Origin of the sequence: Microbacterium insulae, from assembly GCF_042677065.1 — a bacterium.
Lineage (GTDB): Bacteria > Actinomycetota > Actinomycetes > Actinomycetales > Microbacteriaceae > Microbacterium > Microbacterium insulae.
This window is the reverse complement of sequence record NZ_JBHTII010000001.1, coordinates 2,010,166-2,033,223: the sequence shown is the minus strand read 5'-3', so window position 1 is coordinate 2,033,223 and position 23,058 is coordinate 2,010,166. Positions and strand designations below refer to the sequence as shown.

Here is a 23,058-nt window from a genome sequence, read left to right as displayed (position 1 = left end):
CACGATATCCGCACACGCCCGCGCGCCGGGGACCGGCGCCGGCATCCCCGGTAATCTGAGCCGGTGGCTACCCGCGGGCGCATTCTCATTGTGAGCCTGCACGCGCGACCGGAGCAGACCGGCAACGCCCCCTACGTCGGCTCTCTCGCCACGGGTCTCGCCCGCGAGGGATGGCGGGTGCGCCTGCTCGCGGCGCATCCGCACTATCCCCAGTGGCGCGTGTACGACGGGTACGGGCAGTGGACGCGCACCGATATCGAGTCCGGCGTCCGGGTCGACCGGCTGCGGCACTACGTGCCCTCCCGGCCCTCCGCTCTCCGGCGCCTCGCCGCCGAGGTGTCCTTCGGCCTGCGCGCCCTGACCACGCGCTGGGGGCGCCCCGATGCCATCGTGCTGGTCAGCCCGGCGATGGTGTCCTCGTCCCTCGCGATGATCCGGGCGCGCCTCCTGCATCCCCGCACGCCGACCGTCGTGTGGGTGCAGGATCTCTACGGCCAGGGGATGTCGCAGACGGCGACCGGCGGGCGCTTCTCGCGGGCGCTCATCGCGCGCGCGGAGGGGCGCCTCCTGCGCGCGGCAGACCGCGTCGTCGTCATCCACCGGCGGTTCCGCGAGATCGTCCTCGACCGGTTCGGAGCCCGCGGCGATCGTGTCGCCGTCGTCCGCAACTGGTCGCACCTGGCGGCGTGCGAGCCGTCCGCCCCTCCGCGGGAGGTGCGCGCCGCGCGCGGATGGGGAGACGAGATCGTCGTGCTCCACGGCGGCAACCAAGGGGTGAAGCAGGGGCTCGAGAACGTCGTCCACGCGGCGAGGCTCGCCGACGAGCGCGAAGCGGACGTCCGGTTCGTGCTCGTCGGCCACGGGAGCCGCAACGCCGAGCTGCGGCGGGCGGCGGAGGGCGTCGAGCGCATCGAGTTCATCGGCCCGCTCGACGACGGGGAGTACACCGCGATCCTGGCCGCGGCGGACGTGCTGCTCGTCAACGAGCTCCCCGGAGTGAGCGACATGGCCGTCCCGAGCAAGCTGACCACGTACTTCCGTGCCGGCCGCCCGGTCCTGGCGGCCACCGAGCCGGGGTCGATCACGGCAGAGGAGGTCGCCGACGCCGATGCCGGCCTGCGCGTCCACGCCGCGCGTCCGGACGCACTGCTGGACGCGGCGCTCGAACTCGGAGAGGACCCGGCGGCGCGGGCACGGATGGGGGCGGCGGCACAGGACTACGCACGCCGTCACCTCGAGGAGAGCGCCGCCGTCGCCGCGTTCTCGCGACTTCTCCACGAGGTCGTCTCCGCCCCCGCCGACCCGGATAGACTCCAGCCACCCGACGGACGTAGGACTCCATGATCAGCACCCGCCGTGCCCTCATCACGGGCATCACCGGCCAGGACGGCTCGTACCTGGCCGAACTGCTCCTCACGAAGGGATACGAGGTGCACGGCCTGATCCGTCGCGCCTCGACGTTCAACACGGGGCGCATCGAGCACCTCTACCGCGATCCGCACGATCCGAACGCGCGCCTGTTCCTCCACTACGCCGATCTCAACGACGCGGCCCGGCTGGGGGCGCTCCTCACCGAGATCCGGCCCGCCGAGGTCTACAACCTCGCCGCGCAGTCGCACGTGCGCGTGTCGTTCGACGAGCCGGTCTACACCGCCGACATCACCGGCACGGGCACCGCGAGACTGCTCGAGGCCGTGCGCCTGTCGGGCATCGAGACCCGGTACTACCAGGCTTCGTCGTCGGAGCTCTACGGTTCGTCTCCGCCCCCGCAGGACGAGGACACGCCGTTCCTGCCCCAGTCCCCGTACGCCGCCGCGAAGCTGTACAGCTACTGGATGACGCGCAACTATCGCGACGCCCACGGAATGTATGCGGTGAACGGCATACTCTTCAACCACGAGTCGCCGCGGCGCGGCGAGACGTTCGTGACCCGCAAGATCACGCGCGCGGCGGCCGCCATCGCCCTCGGCCGTCAGCAGCACCTGTATCTGGGCAACCTCGACGCGGTCCGCGACTGGGGGTACGCCGCCGAGTACGTCGAAGGCATGTGGCGGATGCTCCAGCCCGATGTCCCTCGCGATTACGTGCTGGCCACGGGAGTCGGCCTGACCGTCCGAGACTTCCTCCAGGCCGCGTTCGAGCGCGTCGGACTGGACTACGAGAAGCACATCCGCTTCGACGAGCGGTACCTGCGCCCCACCGAGGTCGACGCGCTCGTCGGCGATGCGACGCGGGCGCGCGCAGACCTGGGATGGGAGGCGACGGTGGACGGCAAGCGTCTGGCGCAGATCATGGTCGATGCCGACGTGAAGATCCTCGAGCACTCCGGGAGCCCGTGGGTCGACGAGGTCGACGTGCCCGCGTGGAGCAACAGGTCGGTGCTCGGTGTCTGAGGTCGCCGACGCCCCCGTCGATCGGAGCGCCACCACCTACGTCGCGGGCCATCGCGGGCTGGTCGGATCCGCGATCTGGCGCCGGCTGGAGCGCGAGGGGTTCTCCGACCTGCGCGGGCGCACCTCGCAGGAACTGGACCTCCGCGACCGCGATCGCGTGTTCGAGTACTTCCGCGCGACCAGGCCACGATACGTGGTGCTCGCCGCTGCGCGCGTGGGAGGCATCCTGGCGAACGCGAGCAGACCGGTGGAGTTCCTCAGCGACAACCTGCGCATCCAGACCAATGTGATGGATGCCGCGCTCGAGGCCGGCGTCGAGCGGCTGCTGTTCCTGGGGTCGTCGTGCATCTACCCCCGCCTCGCTCCCCAGCCCATCCGTGAGGACGCCCTCCTCACCGGACCCCTCGAGCCGACGAACGAGGCCTACGCTCTCGCCAAGATCGCCGGCATCGGTCAGGTCCAGGCCACGCGCCGCCAGTACGGCCTCCGGTGGATCTCGGCGATGCCGACGAACATCTACGGGCCCGGCGACAACTTCTCTCCGACGGGATCCCACGTCCTCCCCGCGCTCATCCGCCGATACTGGGAGGCGCGGGAGAGCGGCGCATCCGAGGTCGTCAACTGGGGAACCGGCTCCCCGCGGCGCGAGTTCCTGCATGCCGACGACCTCGCCGACGCCTGTCTTCACCTCCTCGACTCGTACGACGACGATGCGCACATCAACGTCGGCACCGGGGTGGACGCGACGATCAAGGAGATCGCCGCTCTGGTGTCGGACGTGGTCGGATTCGAGGGGACGACCCGGTGGGATGAGACCCGGCCGGACGGGACACCGAGGAAGGTCATGGACGTGAGCCGGCTGACGGCGCTCGGCTGGACGCCCTCGATCCCGCTGCGCGAAGGCCTCGAGTCCACGGTCCGCTGGTTCGAGGACAACCCTTCGCGGGCGCTCGCGCGCGGGTGATCGTCAGTACGCCTCGGCTCCCGGCCGGACGACCGCGCGCATCGTGCGCCACAGGATCACCAGATCGCCCGTGAGCGACCAGTTGTCGATGTACGACAGGTCCAGTCGGATGGCGTCCTCCCACGCGAGCGTCGATCGTCCGCTCACCTGCCACAGACCGCTGACGCCCGGCTTGACGATGTGCCGCCGCGACGCGAACTCATCGTAGAGGGCCACCTCTGCGGGCCGCTGCGGGCGCGGGCCGACCAGGCTCATGTCGCCGCGGAGGACGTTGAAGAACTGAGGCAGCTCATCCAGCGAGTACTTCCGGATGACGCGTCCGACCGGCGTCACGCGCGGGTCATCGGCGACCTTGAACAGCGGCCGACCCGATGAGCCCTGGGCGAGGAGGAGCGCCTGGAGCTCCGCATCCGAATCCACGCGCATCGACCGGAACTTCAGCATGTGGAACGGCCGGCCGCCGCGGCCGATCCGCTCCTGCCGGTAGAGGAATCCGCCCGGAGACGTCATCGCCACCGCGAGCGCGGTGCCGAGCATCAGGGGGAGCGAGAGGAGGATCAGTGCGAGCGCGCCGACGATGTCGACCGTGCGCTTGGCGACTGCCTTCGCTCCGACGAGCTCGGGGTAGTCGACCTGCAGTAGCGGCAGGTCGGCGACGGGCCTGGTGTGGATGCGAGGGCCGGCGACGCCCACGAGCCCCGGCGTGACGATGAGCTCGGCGCCGTGCTGGGCAAGGCTCCACCCCAGCTGCTGCATCCGCTGCGGTCCGAGTGCGTGGACGGACGTGACGATGACCGCTTCGGGGCGCATCACCTCGATGATCGCTTCGAGGGACGCGATCGGGCCCAGGTGCTCGGTCCTCACGGTCGGCTCGTCCGAGACGACGCCCAGCAGGCGGTATCCCGACCCCGGGAAGCGGGCGATCGCGTCGGCCGTGTCTTCGCTCGTGCGATCTCCCACGATCACGACGGGCGCCAGGCGCCGGCCGGCATCCTGCTCGCGCCGCAGCCACTGGCGCCACAGCCACCGCGAGAGTGCGAGGGCGGGCACTCCGACCGCGAACGCGGTCACGAGATAGGCCCGGCCGAGCTCGACCGCGCCGACATACGACGAGATCGCGATGAGCCCGAAGACGACCACCGACGCCTCGACGACGCGGCGGTACTCGGTCGCACCGCTGCCCACGAACCGGGGGTCGCGCGTCTGGAAGGCCTCGAGGGCGATCAGCCACACGCCCAGCAGCAGCACCGAGACGAGCCAGTACGGGACGGGTGTCACCTCGCCGCCGGCGAGGACGACGTTCGACCCCCGCGGAATCCACAGCAGGTCGGCGGTGAGCACGGTCGCGGCCACGACCGCCGCATCCGTCTGCGCCATCGAGCGCGCGTAGGAGCGTCGCCAGCTTCCCCTCCCTCCGCTCGCGATGTCGCGAGCGGAGGGGATCGTCATCGCCATGACTACGGGACCCTGATGATCTCGAACGCGTTGATCGACGGCTGGTTCGCGGTGGCGGTGAAGTCGATGTCGACCTTTCCGTCCGTCACCGTCGCGGTGAACTGCTCGATGTCCAGCGCGGTGGGTCCCACGTCCTGGAGGATCGAGTAGTTGGCCCGCCCGGTCTGCCCGTTCTCGATGTTGATCGAGAACCGGCGGGCGTTGATGTTGTTCGGGCCGCTGTTGGGAGCCCCGTAGTACACCTCCACGAAGTGCAGTCGCACCTGGTAGGTCCCGTTCGGGACCGGGATGTCGTAGCCCCAGCTGGTCGCGTTGTCGCTGCGCGTCGAGAAGTAGAGCGCGTCGTCGTTCGTGCCGCTGATCTGCGTGACGTTGGAGTTGGTGTACGAACGGTAGCCCGGCGTTCCGATCGCGGGATCGGCCGCCCAGCTCGTCCCGTTGACCGTGATCGCCCCGCCGCCGGCGTTGAACCGGAGCGGCTGGAACGTGATCGCCGACGTGTCGACCGGCGCCGACGCACCCGCCGTGGCGTTCCCCGAGGCATCCACTGCGACCACGCGGTAGTGCGTCGTCGCCGCCGGACCCGCGGTCGTGTCACGGAAGGTCGTACCCGAGACGAGGCCGGTTCCGCTGACGTTCGTCCACGGGCCGGTCGACGCCGCCGAGCGCTCCACACGGTAGCCGATCAGGTCGGCATCGGTGGAGGCCGTCCACGACAGGTTCACGCCGGTGGCGTCCGCCGTTCCCGTCGGTGCGGCCGGTGCGGCCGGAGCGGTCGTGTCAGACGAGGCGACGGGCAGGGCGTTCGTGATGAGGTACACGTTGTCCTGGTAGTCGCAGTTCGTCGGGCCGGTTCCGCACTGGCTGGGCGACTGGATGTAGTCGTGACCGGCGAACCAGGCACCCGGGATGGTCTTGCCCGCGGCATCCTTGACAGGCCACATCTTGATCGCCATGTAGTTGGCCTGGTTGGTCGTCTGACCGGCCACGACGATGTTGAAGTTGCCTCCGGGGCTCGTCGAGATCGCCGTCTTCGTGCCGTCGGACTTCAGCGGGTAGATCGCCTGGCCGTAGGCACCGGCGTGGGTGGCCGAGGCTCCGTTGATGTTGAAGTTCTCGGTCTGACCGCAGCATCCGTGGAACGCACCGAGCTGCACCGCCTGCACCGGCTTGGACGAGTCGAGGCGCTTCCACTGCAGCGAGCGCACCTCGTCGCCGTCCATCGGAGCACCGGGGTTCTCCGAGCCGTTGCCCAGCGAGTCGCCCGTCGAGCCCGACGAGGTGGTGCTGTCGAACAGCGTGAAGATCTGCTGCAGCGTGAGCTCGCTGTTGCCCTCGGGGCTGCCCATGTAGCCGCCGCGCAGCTTGATCACCTTGCTGGGCTGGGCCGGGTCGCTCGATGCCACGGTCACCGTCGCCGTCCGCACGCCCTTGGACCCGCTGGTCGCGATGAACTTCGCGGTCAGGCTGGCCGTCTGGCCGGGTGCGATGATGAGCGGCAGCGTCGGCGGGTTGACCAGCTCGAACTGCGCGGCCTGCGGACCGCCGAGCGTCAGCGCGGTGATGCGGAGGTCCTTCGTCCCGGTGTTGCCGAGCGCGACGGTCGCGGTGTCCTGGAACAGAAGGTTCGCGTGCGACGGGTTCGTGCCCAGGCTGTTGACGCGGTGCATGACGAGCACGTCGTCGTACAGACCCGGAAGCGGCGCGCCACCCTGAGCCTGGCGCACGACCTGCTGGTTCGTGAGCCGGAGCGTGCCTCCGATGTCGAGGACCTCCAACTCCACAGTCCGCGAGCTGCTGCGGTCCTCCGAGTCGACGGCGGTGACCTCCAGCGTGTAGGAGCCGGCAGCCGAGATCGTGAAGGGCTCGGTGTAGGGCTCCTCCTCGCCACCGTCGATCGAGTACGTGAGGGACTCGAGGGTCGCGCCGCTCGCGACCGCCGCGGAGAGGGCGATGGTCGCCGGCCCGCCGTCGTACGAGGTCTCGACGGCCGAGCCGTTCGCGGTCACCGTGATCGCCGGGTCGGCCAGGGCCGTGCCCGTGATCGTGATCCAGTTCATCTTGGTGTTCACGCCCGTGGGGACGATGGTGAGCTTGCCGTCCGTCACGAGGACCGTGGTGGAGGCGGTCGCGAAGGGGACGGCGGTGGTCGGCGTGAAGCCGTTCATCAGCGTCTGGCCCTCGGCCGTCATCGAGTGCACGGAGTCGACGGCGGTCGTGTCGCCCGCCGAGACGGTGACTTCGTACTCACCGGACGGGAGCGCGTACTCCCACGTTCCGACCGTGCCGCCCGTGATCGTCGTGCCCGTCGTCGTGACGTTCTGCATCAGGATGAGCGTCTGCAGCTTGACGTCGCTCGGGTAGGAGATCCCGTTCGCGGGCGCGGTCCGGTTGCGCGTCATGTTGGAGCGGTCGAACGGCGCGCCGTCGACGTACCAGCCGAAGCCGCGTGCGGCGTCGTAGGCGAAGCCGTTGTCGGCGACCCAGCCCACCGGCGCCGTGGTGCCCGACGGCCGGAAGTCGATCTGGGCGGTGACGGTGGGCGTCACCGGGCCCAGGCCGTCTCCCTTGATCGAGATCCAGTTGAGCTTGGTGTTGGTGCCGTCGCTCGAGATCGACAGACGTCCGTCGGTCACCGTGACCGTGCGCACGCCGACCTGGAAGGGTGTCTGCGCGGTGGGGACGAACCCGTTGATCACGGGCTGCCCCTCGGCCAGCACCCGGTGGACCGAGTCGATGAACTGCGCGTCGCCGACGGATGCCGCGACCTCGTAGGTCCCGTTGGGCACCGCGTACTCCCACACGCCGTCGGTGAGGGTGGTCACGGTCGAGTTGTCGACGATCGTGAAGCCCTGCTGACGCGGGTCGGTCGGGAAGGCGATCCCGGCGCCGGCGGTCGTGCGGTATCGGGCCGCGTTGCTGCGGTCGACCGGCTGACCCGTCGCCTCGTTGAGCCATCCGAAGCCGGCCGCCGACGAGAACGCGGCGCCCGTGTCGGCCGTCCATCCGGTCGGCACCGTGGTACCCGTCGTCTGGAAGGTGACCTTCACCTGCGCGCCGTCCGACGGGTCGTCGCCGCCCGGATCCACGGTCACCGGCACGATGTCGATGAACGCGATCTTCGTGTTGGTTCCGCCGATCGGGTCGACCGTGAGGAACCCGTCCGCGACCTGCACCTGCGTCGTGGCGATCGAGTGGCGTGTGCTCGAGGCCTGGATGCCGGAGGGGATGAATCCGGCGATCGCCGTCGCCCCCTCGAGGTTGATCCGGTGGACCTCGGCGTCAGCCCCCACATTGGGGTCGCCCACACCGACCGTCACCTCGTAGGTGCCGTTGGGGAGGGCCATCTCCCAGAACGCGTCGACGTTCGTCCCGTTGAAGTTCGGGACGTCCGAGGGCTGCATGTGCATGATGCTGTCGAGGCGCACATCCGGCTGGCTCGTGTTGCGGTCGCGTGCGTTGCCCGGGATCGTGCCGCCGACGGACAGGTTCACGTCGTTCTCGGTGGCCAGGTCCTTCCAGCCGTAGGTGAGCCCGCTGCCCTGGTCCGCCCCGGTACGAGCACCGAACGCCTGACCGAAGTCGCGGATGTACCCGCTCGCCAGGTCGCCGCTCGCCGTCGTGAAGTCGACCTTGATCGCGTCGCTCCCCGAACCGGTGTCGGTGACCGGCTTGATCCCCGACACGAGGAAGACGTAGTCCTGGTAGTCGCCGTTGGAGGCATCCTCGAAGGCGACGACGTACGTGTTCGGAATGAGCACACCGCTGCGGTTCTTCGCGGGGTAGATGCGGGCGCGGTGGGCATCGGACGCCGGCGAGTTGAGCCGGTCCTCCGTGAACCCGTAGCGGTTGAAGTACGCCGAGTAGTAGTAGAGCCCGAAGCTCGCAGCCCCCGGATCGAACGCCATCGTGCTGCCCGCGATCACCGGCGGGTTCAGCGTCTGGTAGCCGCCATTCGTCGTGTTGGTGCCGTCCATCCCGCCGAGCGAGCGACGATCGGCCGCGGCGCCGTCACCGGTGTACCAGCCGAACCCGAGGTTCTCCGGCGGCGCGAAGTGCGCGAGCGGACGCCACGTGATCGATCCGCTTCCCGCCTTCTCGAACAGCGGCTCGAGCACCTCGTCGCCCTTGGCGACCGCCTGCATGCCGCCGGCGAGGTTCGTCCAGCCCACGTTGATGCCGTAGCCGAGCGTTCCCATGACGTTGTTGAAGGTCGGCTCGTTGCCGCCTTCGATGCCCTCCAGCGACAGCCCGTAGAGGCCGACGCTCACCGAGGAGCCCGCCGCGGTCAGAGTCAGCTGAGCGGAGCGCTGCCCCACCGTCGTGCCCGGTGTGAACGTCACCTGAGCGGTGGCGCTGGCTCCGGGAGCGAGCGTCGACGGGATGCCCGACGCCGAGAACTCCCCGGCGTTCGCGCCCGTGATCGCACTGGACACCGCCAGCGTCTCGGTGGACTGGTTCGTCAGCGTGATCGACTCGACATCGGTCTTCTTCGCACTGACGGACGCGGCGAGATTGCCGTTGCTCTTGACCGCCGAGAAGACCGCCTCGCTCTTCGATACGCCGATCTTGGCTGCCTGCTGGTTGGCCGGCACGCGGAGCAGGAACAGCTTCTGCTGGTTTCCGCCCAGGTTGTACTGGTTGACATAGAGGTTGCCGTTGGCCGGGTTCTCGATGATCTCGAGCGGGTCGTTGAAGCCTCCCACACCGGACATCGTCGTGTTGGCGACACCCGGGATGCCGACCTCGGTCTGGCCGCCGAGGATGCTGCCGTCCGGAGCCGTCTGCAGCCAGATGATGTCGTTGTTGTTCGAGAACCGGACGATGGCGAGGCGTCCCTTGAGCTGGCCGCCGAACGTGTTGCTCTTGTACTCGATCGTGCCGTTCGGGCTCTTGTTGTACTCGAAGTCGTACGCGATCGGCTTGAAGTTGTCGTCGGGTGCGACCCCGACGGGGTACTTCGAGCCGCCCTGGCCCGCCCACAGTTCGGGTGCGCTGTCGACGTTGCCCTCGTGCAGCACGAACTCGCATCGCTGCGGGTTGGGGTGACCGTAGTACCCGCCCTGGACGACGTCGTAGAGCGTGTCGCGCTGCGTCGGGTGGTTGCCGATCGCCGGCACCGAGCGCGGGACGAAGTTCGGGTCACGGGCGTCGCGTGCACGGCACTGAGCGGTCAGGTCGCGGCCGTTGGACTGCGCGAAGCCGGGGATGCCGGCCGCCGAGACCTGGGTGTAGGTGTTCGTCGCGGCGTTGTAGTTCACGCCGGGAGAGTTGCCGCCGCCGGCCGTGCCGTTGGTCGCCACGTAGAGGTGACCGTTCGAGTGGTACGACAGGTCGTAGGCGTTGCGGATTCCGGTCGCGTAGATCTTCAGCGGCGCGGTGGGCGCGTACGGGTCGTACGGCGTGGCCACGCCCTCGGTCCGCACGTTGAGCGGGTCGTTGCCCGACGCCGAGGCGATCGACTGCTGGACCCGCGCGTGGTCCGGATCGAAGTGGAGCAGCGCAGCCGTGAGGAGCTTCTCACCGCGGGCGCCCCACGAGCCGTCGCCGTCGCCGGCCGCCGTGTTGGAACCCTGGAGGACGTAGATGTCGTCGTTCGGGCCGTACACCATCGAGTTGGTGAGGTGGTCGCGGAGCGAGCGCGGGAGCTGGGTGAAGACCCGCTTGCGGTTCTCCAGGTTCGCGCCCGTGAGCAGGCTGACGCCGCTCGCCCACTCATCGGACTCGCTGCCGGTGTTGGCGGTGGTGTGGGTGATCCACAGCTTCAGGTTCCCCGCGGTCGACGACTTGTCGAAGAGGAAGCCGACCATGGCCTCACCGGCGTAGCCGAGGTTCTCCTCGTTCGACAGCGTGCCGTCGGCGTTCACGGTGTACCGGAAGATGCCCTGGCCGATCGTGGAGCCGTAGAGCTTCCCGTCGGGACCGAAGGCCATCGACGCCCAGTACCGTCCGGCCGCGATCGGCAGCTCGATCTTGTCGAAGGCGATGTTCGTCGCCGGCGTGAACTCTCCGGGGTCACCCGGATCGATGATCTCGGGCGCCGTCGTGAACACCGACGTGAACGGGATCCAGGAGTTGCCGAGGAAGTCCTTCACACCGTCGGTCACGACGTAGCGGTACATGGTGTTCGGCTCGAGGGGCGCATCCGGCGAGAAGTTCATCGTGTCGCTGCCGCCCGACGTCTGCGACGTGCCCGAGACCTCCGAGCCGTCGGAGACCTTGAAGAGCTTGATGTTGCCCTGCATCGTCGTCGGGTCGATCCCGAAGCCCGCGAAGGGCGTCTTGATGGTCGCCGACACGCCGCCGTTGACGTCCGCGTCCTGGGCGCGGTTGAGTGGCAGCGGACGCTCGATCACGGGCTGGTCGAACTCGAGCCCGGTGATGGTGACGTAGCCGATCTTCGTGTTGGTGCCCCCGAGGGCGTCGATCGTGAGCCGGCCGTCGAAGACACCGACCGTCGTCGTGACGGTGCGGAACTCCGCGCTCGTCGTCGCCTGGAACGACTCCAGCGCCGCCGAACCCTCGACGTTGATGGCGTGGAGCGAGTCGTAGATGTTCTCCGCACCCGGCTGGTCGCCGACCGCGAAGGTCACTTCGTAGACACCGTCGGCCACGGCGATCTCCCACGCACCCGGCGTGGTCACTCCGTTGCCGCCGGCCGTGACGTCGCCGTACTGCATGTGGATCATCGAGTCGACCAGGTCGGGAATGCCTGCGCGGCCACGGTCGCGACCGTTGCCGACGAGGCTGAGCTCGTGACCGTCATTGTCGACCCAGCCGTACGTCAGGCCCGTGCCCTGGTTCGGGCTCGTGCGAGCGCCGTAGGCCTGGCCCCAGTCGGCGAAGTAGCCGCTGACGGGCACGCCGTTGGTCGCGGTGAAGTCGATCTTCACGTCGGTGGTGTTCGGCACGCGGGGTGCCACGATGGCCTCATTCGAGGGCCCGGACTCGTTGCCGGCCAGGTCGACTGCGACAACCTCGTAGAAGTAGGTCGTCCCGTTGCTGACGCTGGAGTCGACATACGTCGTGCCGACGACGGGCGCAGCGCCCGAGATCAGCTCGCCCAGCCCGACGGCACCCGGCTGGATGCCGCGGTAGACCTGATAGCCGATGGCGTCGGCCGAGGCCGAGGCCGTCCACTCGAGCGAGACGGTGGCGTCCCCGCCGGTGGCGGTCAGCGCCGTCGGGGCTGCCGGTGCCTCGGTGTCGGGCGTGGTCTCGGCCATGCCGATCGCCTCGTTCGAGACCTCCGACTCGTTGCCCGCGGCGTCGACCGCCGTCACGACGTAGTAGTACTCCGTGTCGGCTTCAGCGGTGTCGTCGGTGAACTCCGTGCCCGTGACCAGCGCGACGTTGAGCTTGTCGCCGGGCGCGGAGGTCGTGCCCGACTCGGTCGAACGGTACACGTTGTAGCCGACCGTGTCGGTCGAGACGCTCGGGTCCCACTCGAGGACGATGTCCTCGCCGTCCTGAGCCGTCCGGAGCGCGGTGGGCGCGGTCGGCGCTTCGACGTCGGCCCCTTCGCGCTCGTAGTCGAGGGAGAGGAGCGCGCCGCCCCAGCCCTGGAAGTACTCCACCGTCACCACGTGCGGGCCGTCACCGAGGGTCACCGCGGCGACGTACTCGTCGGTCGAGTACGACCACTCGTCGATGACCAGCTCGCCGTCGACCAGAACCCGCACACCGTCATCGGCGCGAGCCGTGAACGTGTAGGTGCCCGCACCCTCGTCGATCGTCTTCACGAACCGCGCGGAGTAGTTGTCCCCACGCACCCCCGCGAACGGCGAACCCGACTGGACGTGGTCGATGTCCACGCTGTCGAGGCATCCCGTCTCCACCGGAGCACCCGCCAGGGACGTGTTGTGGAAGAACGAGCCCGACCACTCGGTGACCGAGCAGGTGTCGACCGAGACCGAGTAGTCGAAGGACAGCAGCGCGCCGCCCCAGACCTGGTAGTACTCCACCGTCACCACGTGAGGACCGTCACCGAGGGTCACCGTCGCGACGTACTCGTCGGTCGAGTACGACCACTCGTCGATGACCAGCTCACCGTCGACCAGAACCCGCACACCGTCATCGGCGCGAGCCGAGAACGTGTACGTGCCCGCCCCGTCATCGATCGTCTTCACGAAGCGCGCGGAGTAGTTGTCCCCACGCACCCCCGCGAACGGCGAACCCGACTGCGCGTGCGCCAGCGAGATGTCCTCGAAGCAGTCCACCGCGACCGCAGCACCCTGCAGATCCGTCGAGTGGAAGAACGAACCCGACCACTCCGACGCCACACACGTGTTGGTGGTGACCGAGTAGTCGAGGGAGAGGAGCGCGCCGCCCCAGCCCTGGAAGTACTCCACCGTCACCACGTGCGGGCCGTCACCGAGGGTCACCGCGGCGACGTACTCGTCGGTCGAGTACGACCACTCGTCGATGACCAGCTCGCCGTCGACCAGAACCCGCACACCGTCATCGGCGCGAGCCGTGAACGTGTAGGTGCCCGCACCCTCGTCGATCGTCTTCACGAACCGCGCGGAGTAGTTGTCCCCACGCACCCCCGCGAACGGCGAACCCGACTGGACGTGGTCGATGTCCACGCTGTCGAGGCATCCCGTCTCCACCGGAGCACCCGCCAGGGACGTGTTGTGGAAGAACGAGCCCGACCACTCGGTGACCGAGCAGGTGTCGACCGAGACCGAGTAGTCGAAGGACAGCAGCGCGCCGCCCCAGCCCTGGAAGTACTCCACCGTCACCACGTGAGGACCGTCACCGAGGGTCACCGTCGCGACGTACTCGTCGGTCGAGTACGACCACTCGTCGATGACCAGCTCACCGTCGACCAGAACCCGCACACCGTCATCGGCGCGAGCCGAGAACGTGTACGTGCCCGCCCCGTCATCGATCGTCTTCACGAAGCGCGCGGAGTAGTTGTCCCCACGCACCCCCGCGAACGGCGAACCCGACTGCGCGTGCGCCAGCGAGATGTCCTCGAAGCAGTCCACCGCGACCGCAGCACCCTGCAGATCCGTCGAGTGGAAGAACGAACCCGACCACTCCGACGCCACACACTCTCCCGGAGTCGTGGTCTCCTCGATCGTGGCCGAGACCGACTCGGACGGACCCGAGACGAAGTCCTCCGCGCCGAGCGCCACCACGACGTAGTGGTACTCGAGGCCCGGGACGGCCGTCGTGTCGACGAACTCGGTGGTCGTGAGCGCAGCCGCTCCGCTGAGCGCCTCACCCTCGACCGAGACGGGGGTCGACGCGCCGCGGTACACCCTGTAGCCGACCGCGCCCTCGACCTCGCCCCACGTGATGGTGATGTCTTCCTCGCCCGCCGTGGCCGACACGCCGGTCGGCGCGACCGGCTCGACCGGAGCGGACGGCACGAGGACGCTGGCCTCCGTCGCCGGCGCGGAGTTCGGGATGCCGTCGCCCAGAGCGACGACGGTGTAGAAGTAGGTGGTCCCCGCGACGACCGTGTCGTCGGTGAACGAGGTCGTGGTGAGCGGTGCCGCGTTCAGCGGCTCCCCCTCCGTGCCGACCGGCGAGACCTCGCTGCGGTACACGTTGTAGCCCGCGGCACCGTCGACGGCCTGCCAGCCGAGGTCGACGGACTCGGCGTCCTCGCCGAGGGTCGCGGAGAAGTCGGCCGGTGCGTCCGGACCGAACAGCTCGAGCTCGTAGATCTCGAGGAAGGCGAGCTTCGTGTTGTCGCCGTTCGTCGGCGCGACGGTCAGCTTGCCGTCGAGGACCTCGACCTCGACGACCCCCTGGATGAAGGGGCGGGCCGGGGTGCCGACGAACTGCGATACCGCGTCCTCTCCTTCGACCACGACGTTGTGCGAGCTGTCGAAGTTTCCTCCGGAGGTATCACCCGCGGCGACGAGCACGTTGTAGCGACCGTTCGGCACGACGCGCTCCCACACGCCTTCCTCGGTCACGATGCCGTTCGCGGGGTTGGGGGGGCTCTGCGCGTTTCCGCTCGTGCCGTACTGCAGGTGGATGAGCGACAGCAGGCGCGGGTCGGTGACTCCGTCGGCCGCGGCACGCACGCGGGTGTTGAGGCCGAAGTCGAACGGCTGACCGTCGTCCACGGTGATCCATCCGCTGCCGGTCTGGTCGCTGTAGGCTGCGCCCGCGTCCTTCTCGTAGCCGGGCTGAGCGGTGCCTGCCGCGGTCGTGAAGTCGATCTTGACGAGCGGGTCGCCCGCGGGGACGGGGGTCGTCGCCGATGTCGAACCACCGGCCGAGACGTTGCCCGAGGTGTCCACGGCGTACACCGAGTAGTTCCACGTCTGCCCGACGAAGACGTTCGCGTCCGCGAAAGACGTCGCGGTGATCGGGGTGGCGCCGCTGATCAGGTTGGCGCCCGTCGGGGCGACGACGCCCGCCGTAGCCGATCGGTACACGCGGTACCCGACGAGATCCGCATCTGCCGGCGCGGACCACGAGAGTTCATTGGCACCGGTGGTCGCCGTCGCGGTGACCCCGGCCGGAGCGCCGGGCGCCGTCGTGTCGAGCTCCGTCATCGCGAAGCGCGAGAAGGAGAACGTCACGGGCGTGGCCTCGGGCATGTTGCGCTTGGTGGCGAAGACGCCACCGAACGCATCGACGCCCGGCATCTCGGGCGCCGCCGACGAGAGGAGGGAGCCGTCGAGGAAGTTCGCCGGGATGTCCATGGTGCCGATCGCCGTGACGGCGCCGCTTCCGATCTGGTACGAGCCGGTGACCTTGAGGGTCGCGGGGTTCACATCCATGAACAGCGTGACGGTCTGCCCGACGGGCACCGTTCCGTTCTGAGCGATGTTGATCTCGTTGACGGCGGCCGAAGAGGTCACGCCGGCGATCTCGCGCTTGAGCTGCACCTGCCGGACGGTGTCGCTGGAGGACGACGCCGTTCCCATGAACGCGACCTTGAAGAAGTTGTCGTCGTCCGCACCGAACCAGACGCCGGCCTGGGCGGCGTTGTAGATGCCCGCCGGGTTCACGACGGTGGTCTGGAGGCGGATGGGCGACGTGCCGGGGTCGACGCCGAGTCCGAGGGTGTTGTCCTGGCGGTTCTTCTGATCGGTGTTGCCCGGAGTGGTCGACGCCCACTTCTCGAACGCGATCCCCTTCGTGGCGGTGATGTTCAGGTTGCCGCCGGCGACGGAGAGATTGGCCGGGAGGTAGTACTCGGTGTCGAGCAGGACCGACGGCGCGGTCGGGTTCACGGCGCTGGACGGCTGCACCATGGTGAAGCCGGTGTCGACGTCACCTGATGCGTGGAGCCCTCCGCCGGTGCCGTCGAACTCAAGCGTCGCCGTGTTGCCGACGGCGGCGATCTCGCCCGGCTGCAGCGGCGAGTATGGCGTGGTCGCCCACTGGGCGGGGTTGGCCGGCACCTCGGCGAGCGGCACCGCCGCAGCCGGAGCCGCGAGGGCGACTCCCGATCCGATGAGTGCGGCGGATGCCAGGATGCTGGTGAGACGCATCGGAAGCGTCCACCCCTGAGCACGATCGGCGTCGACAGTCGACAGGGCGCGAGTGCGCATCAGACCCCCAGTGTCTGCATGGAAAGCAGTCACCGATACGGTTCAGGATTTCCCAGCCCTGGAACCCGGTGTCTGCGTTCCCGATGTGTCCTGCCTCGGGTGGCGGGACACTTCCCCAACGTCGCCGAAATCCGACGACGGGACCGACGCTAGGGGATTCTCACGGAATACACAACAAATTCTTGGAAATCGTTCGGGAACGATCCGAAAAGCGCGGGGGCCGTCCGGTAAACGCGATCCGGCCGCCGCTCCCCGCTATGCGAGATTCGCAGAATCACACGAATCACGCATGGTGTCGGCCGAAACCTGCGAAGTACGAGCAATTCTGCGAGCGCCGCGAAGCGCGTGCGCACGAACCGCGCGCACGCCGGGCTACAGCGCGAGACGGTCGCGGACGACCTCGGCGAGCGTCTCCGCGTGGCGGTGCGCATCCTCGGCGGAGGCGGCCTCGACCATCACGCGTACGAGAGGCTCGGTGCCCGACGGGCGCAGCAGGACGCGGCCGGAGTCGCCGAGCGCGGCGGCGGCGGTGGCCACGGCATCCGAGACTCCCGGATCGGTGTTCGCCCGCGAGCGGTCGACGCCCGTGACGTTGACCAGCACCTGCGGATACACCGTCATGATCGAGGCGAGCTCGGCGAGCGTCTTGCCCTGACGCGCCATCTCGCCGACGAGGTGAAGGCCGGTCAGCAGGCCGTCGCCGGTGGTGGCGAAGTCGCTCATGATGACGTGCCCGGACTGCTCGCCGCCGAGCGAGAACCGGCCCTCGTTCATGCGCTCGAGGACATAGCGGTCGCCGACGGCCGTCTGCTCGACACGGATGCCGTGCTCGGCCATCGCGCGGTGCAGGCCGAGGTTGCTCATGACCGTCGCCACGAGCGTGTCGTGCGCGAGCTGCCCGCGCTCCTTCATCGCCACCGCGAGGATGGCCATGATCTGGTCGCCGTCCACGACGCGCCCTTCGGCGTCGACCGCGAGACAGCGGTCGGCGTCGCCATCGTGGGCGATGCCGACCTGGGCGCCATGGGCGCGGACGGCCGCGGCCAGCTTGTCGAGGTGCGTCGAGCCGACGCCGTCGTTGATGTTCAGGCCGTCGGGGTCCGCCCCGATGACCGTGACCTGGGCGCCCGCGTCGCGGAACGTCTCGGGGGAGACGCCGGATGCCGCGCCGTGCGCGCAGTCCAGGACGACGTGGATTCCGTCGAGCCGGTGAGGCAGCGACGCCAGCAGGTGGACGACGTAGCGGTCCTCCGCGTCGGCGAAGCGCCGGATGCGCCCGACCGCCGCGCCCGTGGGCTGGAGCTTGGGTCCGGCCATCGCGTGCTCGATCCGCTGCTCGACGATGTCGGGGAGCTTCACTCCGCCGCGGGCGAAGATCTTGATGCCGTTGTCGGGCGCGGGGTTGTGCGACGCCGAGACCATGACGCCGAAGTCGGCGTCCATGTCGGCGATGAGGAACGCCGTGGCGGGAGTCGGCAGCACGCCGGCATCGAGCACGTCCACGCCGGAAGAGGCGAGGCCGGCTTCGACAGCCGCCGAGAGGAACTCGCCGGATACGCGCGGATCGCGCGCGACGACGGCGGTCAGCCGCTTGCCGGCCGCGCGGCGCGCCTCGGCAGTACGACCCTGGCCCAGGACGACGGCCGTCGCCTGGGCCAGGGAGAGTGCGAGATCGGCGGTGAGAGGGCCGTTGGCCAGCCCTCTCACCCCATCCGTGCCAAAGAGCGGCATACCCGGAATGAGCCGATCAGCGCTTCGAGTACTGAGGAGCCTTGCGGGCCTTCTTGAGACCGGCCTTCTTGCGCTCGATGACGCGGGCGTCCCGCGACAGGAAGCCGGCCTTCTTGAGCGCCGGGCGGTTGTTCTCGACGTCGATCTCGTTCAGGGCGCGGGCGATGCCGAGGCGCAGGGCGCCCGCCTGGCCCGAGGGGCCGCCGCCCTGGATGCGCACGATGACGTCGTAGGCGTCCGTGAGGCCGAGCACGGTGAAGGGATCGGTGATCAGCTGCTGGTGCAGCTTGTTCGGGAAGTAGTCCTCGAACGCCCGGCCGTTGACGGTGATGGTGCCCGAGCCGGGGATCACGCGCACGCGCGCGATGGCCTGCTTGCGACGCCCGACGGCCGCGCCGGAAACCGAGAGCACGGGGCGCTCGGCGGCGACGACGGTCTCGTCGGCCGGGGTCTCGGTCGAGTAGTTGGTGGAGTCTTCGATGTTCGCCACGAGTGTGTCCTTAGTCTGGGCGGTGCTTACTGGGCGACCTGGTCGAGGGTGTACGTCTTGGGCTGCTGGGCCGAGTGCGGGTGCTCGGCACCGCGGTAGACCTTCAGCTTCGACAGCTGCTGGCGACCCAGGCTGTTCTTCGGGAGCATGCCCCGAATGGCCTTCTCCACCGCGCGGACGGGGTTCTTCTCGAGCAGCTCCTCGTAGGAGACCGCCGTGAGGCCGCCCGGGTAGCCGGAGTGGCGGTAAGCCATCTTCTTCTGGAGCTTCTGACCGGTGAGGGCCACCTTCTCGGCGTTGACGATGATGACGAAGTCACCCATGTCGACGTGGTTCGCGAAGGTCGGCTTGTGCTTGCCGCGCAGGAGCGCGGCAGCGTGCGAGGCGAGACGGCCGAGGACGACGTCGGTCGCGTCGATGACCAGCCACTCGCGCTGGGCTTCGCCAGCCTTGGGGGTGTAAGTGCGCGTCACAGTAGTGCTGCTTTCTTGATTCGAACGGAGAGGTTCGTGAATCCCACTCCGGGGTGGTTCGCGGCCGAGAGGGCCGTGAACACGCCAGTGGAGGGCTCACGTTCGTGGTGCCGGGTCAGCCGAGCCGCACACCAAAGGTCGAGTCTACGTCATCCGAGCACGCTCACCAAACGAGCATCGCTCGGGATGCCGCGTCCGCCGTCCTCGCTATCCTCATCGTCATGCCGTCCGCCGCGCCGTCCACCTCGGTTCAGCGCACCTACCGGTACCTGCGCATCGCGATCGCCGGCACCGTCGTGGTCATCTTCGTCGCGGTCGGTCTCGCCGCGGCATCCGTCGGGTGGCTCACCTCGGTGAGCGACTACTACTACACGCCCGCGCGCGACGCGTTCGTCGGGGCGCTCATCGCCGCCGCACTCGCTCTCGTCGCGCTCTCGGGCCGCGGGTCCGACCGCGCGCTGCTCGACGCAGCAGCCCTCTTCGCACCCCTGATCGCCCTCGTCCCCACGACCCTCGCCCCGGGCAGCATCCCCGGCGTCCCGGTGCCGTGCAGCGATCGCTGCGTCCCCCCGGAGTTCGAGGCGACGACCGCCAACGGGGTGGCGACCTACCTCGTGATCGGCGTCCTGACGGTCCTCGTCGTCCTCCTCCTCGCGGCGCTCGGTCAGGTGCCCTTCCGCGCGGTCGGGTTCAGCCTCGTCAGCAGCGCAGCCGTGCTGGTCGTCGTGGGAGCAGCCTGGCTCTTCGCGCGCGACGCCTTCCTCGCCCACGGCCACGCCGTCGCCACGATCGCGTTCTTCGCGCTGTTCGCCCCCGTCGCGGTGCGGGCGGCCTTCCCCCGGCGCGAGTCTCCCCCGCCGCCGGCTTTCCGCGCCGTCTACGTCGCGATCGCGCTGGGACTGGTCGCCGTCCTCGTGGTCTACGTCGTCCTGCTTCCGGGTGCGGATGCCCGCGGCATCCCCGTGGTGCTCCTGGCCGAAGCCGCCGCACTCATGCTGTTCTTCGCGTTCTGGGTGGCGCAGAGCATCGAGAAGTGGGACGAAACCGACCCCGGCATCGTCGCGCGCCGTGACCGGTCCAGACCCTGACCCCGGGCTGGTTCAGGAGGCCGCGGCTCGCGGCGAAGCCGCGGCAGGCTCCGCCGGGCGAGCGGTGACCAGGATGGGCAGGTGATCGCTCAGCCCCTGCGGGAGGGTGCGGACGCGGTCGATCTCGAAGCCGACGGATGTCGCGAAGTCGTAGTGCCCGCGGAAGAACCGGTACCGGGTGTAGGTGCGCGAATCGCTGAGGTTCAGCTCGTACCCCTGCTCTCGCACCTTCTGGCCGAGATGCTCTTTGAACACGGGGTAGTTGTAGTCCCCCACCATGAGCGCCGGCGTGCCCTCCCCCAGGGCCTGGAGCTCGTCCAGTGCGGTGCGGATCTGGTGTCGTCGCAGCGAGTTCAATGCGGTGAGCGGCGCGGCGTGGAACGAGGCGACGATCACGTCGCGTCCGTCGTCGATGTCGTGCAGCCTCACGCCGAGCAGGCGTTCCTCGGCGGGCTTGAGGACACGATCGTGCAGGGACTTCTTCAGGGCGAGGGCGCGCACATCCACGGCGCGATACGTGTTCTCCCGGTAGTAGACGGCCAGGCCGAGCCGATTGCGCTGGGTCGAATCCGCCAGCCGCAGCCCGGCGATCTCGTCGGGCAGATCGCTCGTGTCGGCCTCCTGCAGGCACAGCACGTCGGCGGCATGGTCCTGCACCAGGCGGAGGAGCTCGCCCGCGGCGCGATGCTTGCGCAGGTTGTACGAGATGACCTTCATGACGACGACAGCCTAGAGGGGGCGCGTGACGCAGGGGTTTCCACACGGTGGATCCTGCGCGCACTCACAGAGTACGAACAGCGGCGCGGGTTGAGCGAGTACTGAGGTAATCCTGGCCCGCGGAACAGTCACCGAGCGGGGGTCCGCGGTACCATCGGAGCACCTCGCCATCGGGCGCGGAGCGTCGTATCTGGGGTCCGGCGCCCGTCGCAGGTGGATCTCCTGCACGAGAAGGACCCATGAGCAGCATGAGCACCCCAGCTGAAGAGCTCAAGACCGCCGTCATCATCGAGGACGATCCCGAGATCCGGCACATCCTCTCCGACGTGCTCGAGTCCGCCGGCTTCTCCACCGTCTCGGTCGGAAACGGCGTCGACGGGGTCCGCGCGGTCCTCGCCTATGAGCCCCTGCTGGCCACCATCGACGTGAACATGCCCGGGATCGACGGGTTCGAAGCGGCTCGCCGGATTCGCGCGGCGCAGTCCGACACGTACATCATCATGCTGACCGGCCTCAACGACGAGGCCGACGTCGTGGCCGGTCTCGGGGCCGGCGCCGACGACTACCTCCTCAAGCCGTTCCGCCCGCGCGAGCTCCGCGCCCGGGTCGACGCCCTCCTGCGACGGGCTCGGGGCGACAGCACGGTGCCCGTCGTCGTCGCGCCGTCCGCGCCGGATGCGCGCCCGGCGGCTTCGATGCCCGCGCCGACCCCCTCGCCCGCCCCGCCCGCGAGGGAGAGCGATGTGGCCGCGGCGGCCGCGGCATCCACCGGTTCGACGCCTTCCGGCGCCCTCCTGGACGACGGCTGGATGGCGCACCGCGACCTCCTCCTCCACCCGGAGAACCGGCTCGTGTCGATCGGCGGCGAGGACCTCGATCTCACGCGGACCGAGTTCGATCTGCTCGCGACCCTGCTCGAGTCCAAGCGCCGGGTGCGCAGCAAGGCCGACCTGACCCTCGTGCTCCGCGGCGAGTCCTACGTCACGAGCTACTTCGTCGGCGACGCCGACAAGCGCGCCGTCGAGGCCCACATGACGAATCTCCGCAGGAAGCTCGGCGACAGCCCGACGAACCCCCGGTACATCGAGACCGTGCGCGGTGTCGGCTACCGCCTCACCTCGGAGATCGTCTGAGTACGCCGATGAGCAGCGGATGCCGCGCCGGCCCGGTGAGGCACGCGTGTCGTGATCGCGCCGCGCGCGGGCCAGCCCCCGCGTGCGCGACGGCGGGAGGTGAGCGCGAACGATCGCGAGAGAACGCCCGCCGCGACCGCGGCCCCGACGATCGGCAGCACCACCGACGCCACCCGGCGAAGCGGCTTGGCGCGGCGCGCGGGCGCCGTCGGGTCTGTTGCGGTGAGGTAGCCGGCGGCTTCGAGCTGCTGCGTCAGCAGCGAACCGCCGGCCGCGCCGCGCACCCACGGGGTGGCCTGGTGGTTGAGGGCCATGACGGTGCGCAGCGCCTGCGTCGACAGCAGCGAGAACACTCCCCGTCGAGCGGGCGCACCACGGCCCGCGGCGGCGGAGACACTGCCGATCCGGGCGTCGGAGGCGGCCGTCGCCTCGAGGGCCGCCACGGCCCCCGCGTCGGGGGCCGCGACGCCGTCGACGTCGAGCAGGTAGTCGTACGCCTCGACGAGCGCATAGCCGTAGTTGAGGGCTCCGACCTTCTCGTCCGACTTCGCGCCGAGGTCGTGCACGAACACCTCGGTGAACTGTTCGCCGAGGTCGGTGACGAGCTCGTGCGGTCCGGCGTAGCGGGACGCGATCTCGACGGTCGCGTCCGACGTGTTGGTGATCACGACGTGGATGACGTCCGGCACGCGGGTCTGCGACAGCAGCGACTCGAGCAGCCGGGATATGGACAGTTGCTCGTCGTGAGCGGGGATGACGCAGCCGATCGTCGGACGATGCCACGAGCCGTCGCCGGCAGAGGACGGGGAGGCCGCGGCGACCCGGGGCGCGCCGGACACGCCGTCGACGCCGGTGGCGCCGCGCGCGAGGTCGCGGCCCGCGGATGCGCGGGCGCGGGTGGCAGGCTCGGTCAGGGTCGTCCCTTTCGATGGAGGGGGCATGCGGACGGCGCGGCTCGTGCGCCGGGATCCAGCCTGGGCCAACGAGCGCAACGCGACGGTGGCACCGGCATCTGCGAGCCTCAACGTTTGCGCAAGACTGGCGCAACGACGGCTCGCGCCGCGCTCCCGGCGAGGGGCGGACATG

At 69.4% G+C, this 23,058-nt stretch carries 12 protein-coding genes; 5 read left to right on the top strand and 7 right to left on the bottom strand.

Translation table 11 applies throughout. The annotated features are described in order from the left end of the window. The first annotated feature begins 63 nt into the window (after positions 1-63). The 3 genes from ACFQ0P_RS09395 to ACFQ0P_RS09385 are packed head-to-tail and all read left to right on the top strand — an operon-like array spanning position 64 to position 3,357. The gene (locus ACFQ0P_RS09395) at positions 64-1,344 is read left to right on the top strand and encodes a glycosyltransferase family 4 protein (RefSeq protein ID WP_378772008.1); all 1,281 of its coding nucleotides are present in this window, start codon (positions 64-66) and stop codon (positions 1,342-1,344) included. After that, entirely contained in the window at positions 1,341-2,393 is a 1,053-nt protein-coding gene (gene gmd, locus ACFQ0P_RS09390) for a GDP-mannose 4,6-dehydratase (protein ID WP_204978449.1), read from the top strand. Before ACFQ0P_RS09395 ends, gmd begins: the two co-directional genes overlap by 4 nt. Then, the gene (locus tag ACFQ0P_RS09385; protein WP_204978448.1) at positions 2,386-3,357 is read left to right on the top strand and encodes a GDP-L-fucose synthase family protein; all 972 of its coding nucleotides are present in this window, start codon (positions 2,386-2,388) and stop codon (positions 3,355-3,357) included. Before gmd ends, ACFQ0P_RS09385 begins: the two co-directional genes overlap by 8 nt. A 3-nt stretch (positions 3,358-3,360) precedes the next feature. Here ACFQ0P_RS09385 and ACFQ0P_RS09380 read toward each other — a convergent pair whose 3' ends face one another. The 5 genes from ACFQ0P_RS09380 to rplM all read right to left on the bottom strand — a co-directional run bounded on the left by ACFQ0P_RS09380 (position 3,361) and on the right by rplM (position 19,034). Further along, on the bottom strand, positions 3,361-4,806 hold the full coding sequence (locus ACFQ0P_RS09380; protein WP_204978447.1) for a sugar transferase: 1,446 nt from the start codon (positions 4,804-4,806) through the stop codon (positions 3,361-3,363). Positions 4,807-4,814: 8 nt separating this feature from the next. After that, a complete protein-coding gene (locus ACFQ0P_RS09375) occupies positions 4,815-16,340 on the bottom strand; it encodes a PA14 domain-containing protein (RefSeq protein WP_204978446.1) in 11,526 nt (3,841 codons plus the stop codon). Positions 16,341-16,712: 372 nt separating this feature from the next. After that, positions 16,713-18,071 carry a phosphoglucosamine mutase gene (gene glmM / locus ACFQ0P_RS09370; RefSeq protein ID WP_204978445.1) on the bottom strand — a complete coding sequence of 453 codons (1,359 nt, stop codon included), beginning with the start codon at positions 18,069-18,071 and terminating at the stop codon, positions 16,713-16,715. A gap of 16 nt (positions 18,072-18,087) precedes the next feature. Next, entirely contained in the window at positions 18,088-18,561 is a 474-nt protein-coding gene (rpsI, locus tag ACFQ0P_RS09365) for a 30S ribosomal protein S9 (RefSeq protein ID WP_204978444.1), read from the bottom strand. Between the two features lie 26 nt (positions 18,562-18,587). Further along, entirely contained in the window at positions 18,588-19,034 is a 447-nt protein-coding gene (gene rplM / locus ACFQ0P_RS09360) for a 50S ribosomal protein L13 (RefSeq protein WP_204978443.1), read from the bottom strand. A gap of 221 nt (positions 19,035-19,255) precedes the next feature. Between rplM and ACFQ0P_RS09355 the strand changes: the two genes are divergently transcribed. Continuing rightward, positions 19,256-20,122 (top strand): hypothetical protein, encoded by an 867-nt coding sequence (locus tag ACFQ0P_RS09355; RefSeq protein ID WP_204978442.1) that lies wholly within the window; start codon positions 19,256-19,258, stop codon positions 20,120-20,122. Positions 20,123-20,134: 12 nt separating this feature from the next. Here the strand turns inward: ACFQ0P_RS09355 and ACFQ0P_RS09350 are convergent, their stop codons facing one another. Beyond that, on the bottom strand, positions 20,135-20,839 hold the full coding sequence (locus tag ACFQ0P_RS09350) for an endonuclease/exonuclease/phosphatase family protein (protein WP_204978441.1): 705 nt from the start codon (positions 20,837-20,839) through the stop codon (positions 20,135-20,137). A 248-nt stretch (positions 20,840-21,087) separates the two neighbouring features. Between ACFQ0P_RS09350 and ACFQ0P_RS09345 the strand changes: the two genes are divergently transcribed. Continuing rightward, positions 21,088-21,972: a response regulator transcription factor gene (locus ACFQ0P_RS09345; RefSeq protein ID WP_204981328.1), complete on the top strand. Its 885-nt coding sequence runs from the start codon at positions 21,088-21,090 to the stop codon at positions 21,970-21,972. Here the strand turns inward: ACFQ0P_RS09345 and ACFQ0P_RS09340 are convergent. After that, positions 21,945-22,913: a glycosyltransferase gene (locus tag ACFQ0P_RS09340; RefSeq protein WP_204978440.1), complete on the bottom strand. Its 969-nt coding sequence runs from the start codon at positions 22,911-22,913 to the stop codon at positions 21,945-21,947. The genes ACFQ0P_RS09345 and ACFQ0P_RS09340 overlap by 28 nt on opposite strands. Between the last annotated feature and the right edge of the window lie 145 nt (positions 22,914-23,058).

Coding starts and splice junctions, on each gene's coding strand:
- ACFQ0P_RS09340 (WP_204978440.1), bottom strand. CDS start 22,913: ATGCCCCCTCCATCGAAAGGGACGACCCTGACCGAGCCTGCCACCCGC.
- ACFQ0P_RS09380 (WP_204978447.1), bottom strand. CDS start 4,806: ATGACGATCCCCTCCGCTCGCGACATCGCGAGCGGAGGGAGGGGAAGC.
- ACFQ0P_RS09375 (WP_204978446.1), bottom strand. CDS start 16,340: ATGCGCACTCGCGCCCTGTCGACTGTCGACGCCGATCGTGCTCAGGGG.
- glmM (WP_204978445.1), bottom strand. CDS start 18,071: ATGCCGCTCTTTGGCACGGATGGGGTGAGAGGGCTGGCCAACGGCCCT.
- gmd (WP_204978449.1), top strand. CDS start 1,341: ATGATCAGCACCCGCCGTGCCCTCATCACGGGCATCACCGGCCAGGAC.
- ACFQ0P_RS09355 (WP_204978442.1), top strand. CDS start 19,256: ATGCCGTCCGCCGCGCCGTCCACCTCGGTTCAGCGCACCTACCGGTAC.
- ACFQ0P_RS09345 (WP_204981328.1), top strand. CDS start 21,088: ATGAGCACCCCAGCTGAAGAGCTCAAGACCGCCGTCATCATCGAGGAC.
- ACFQ0P_RS09350 (WP_204978441.1), bottom strand. CDS start 20,839: ATGAAGGTCATCTCGTACAACCTGCGCAAGCATCGCGCCGCGGGCGAG.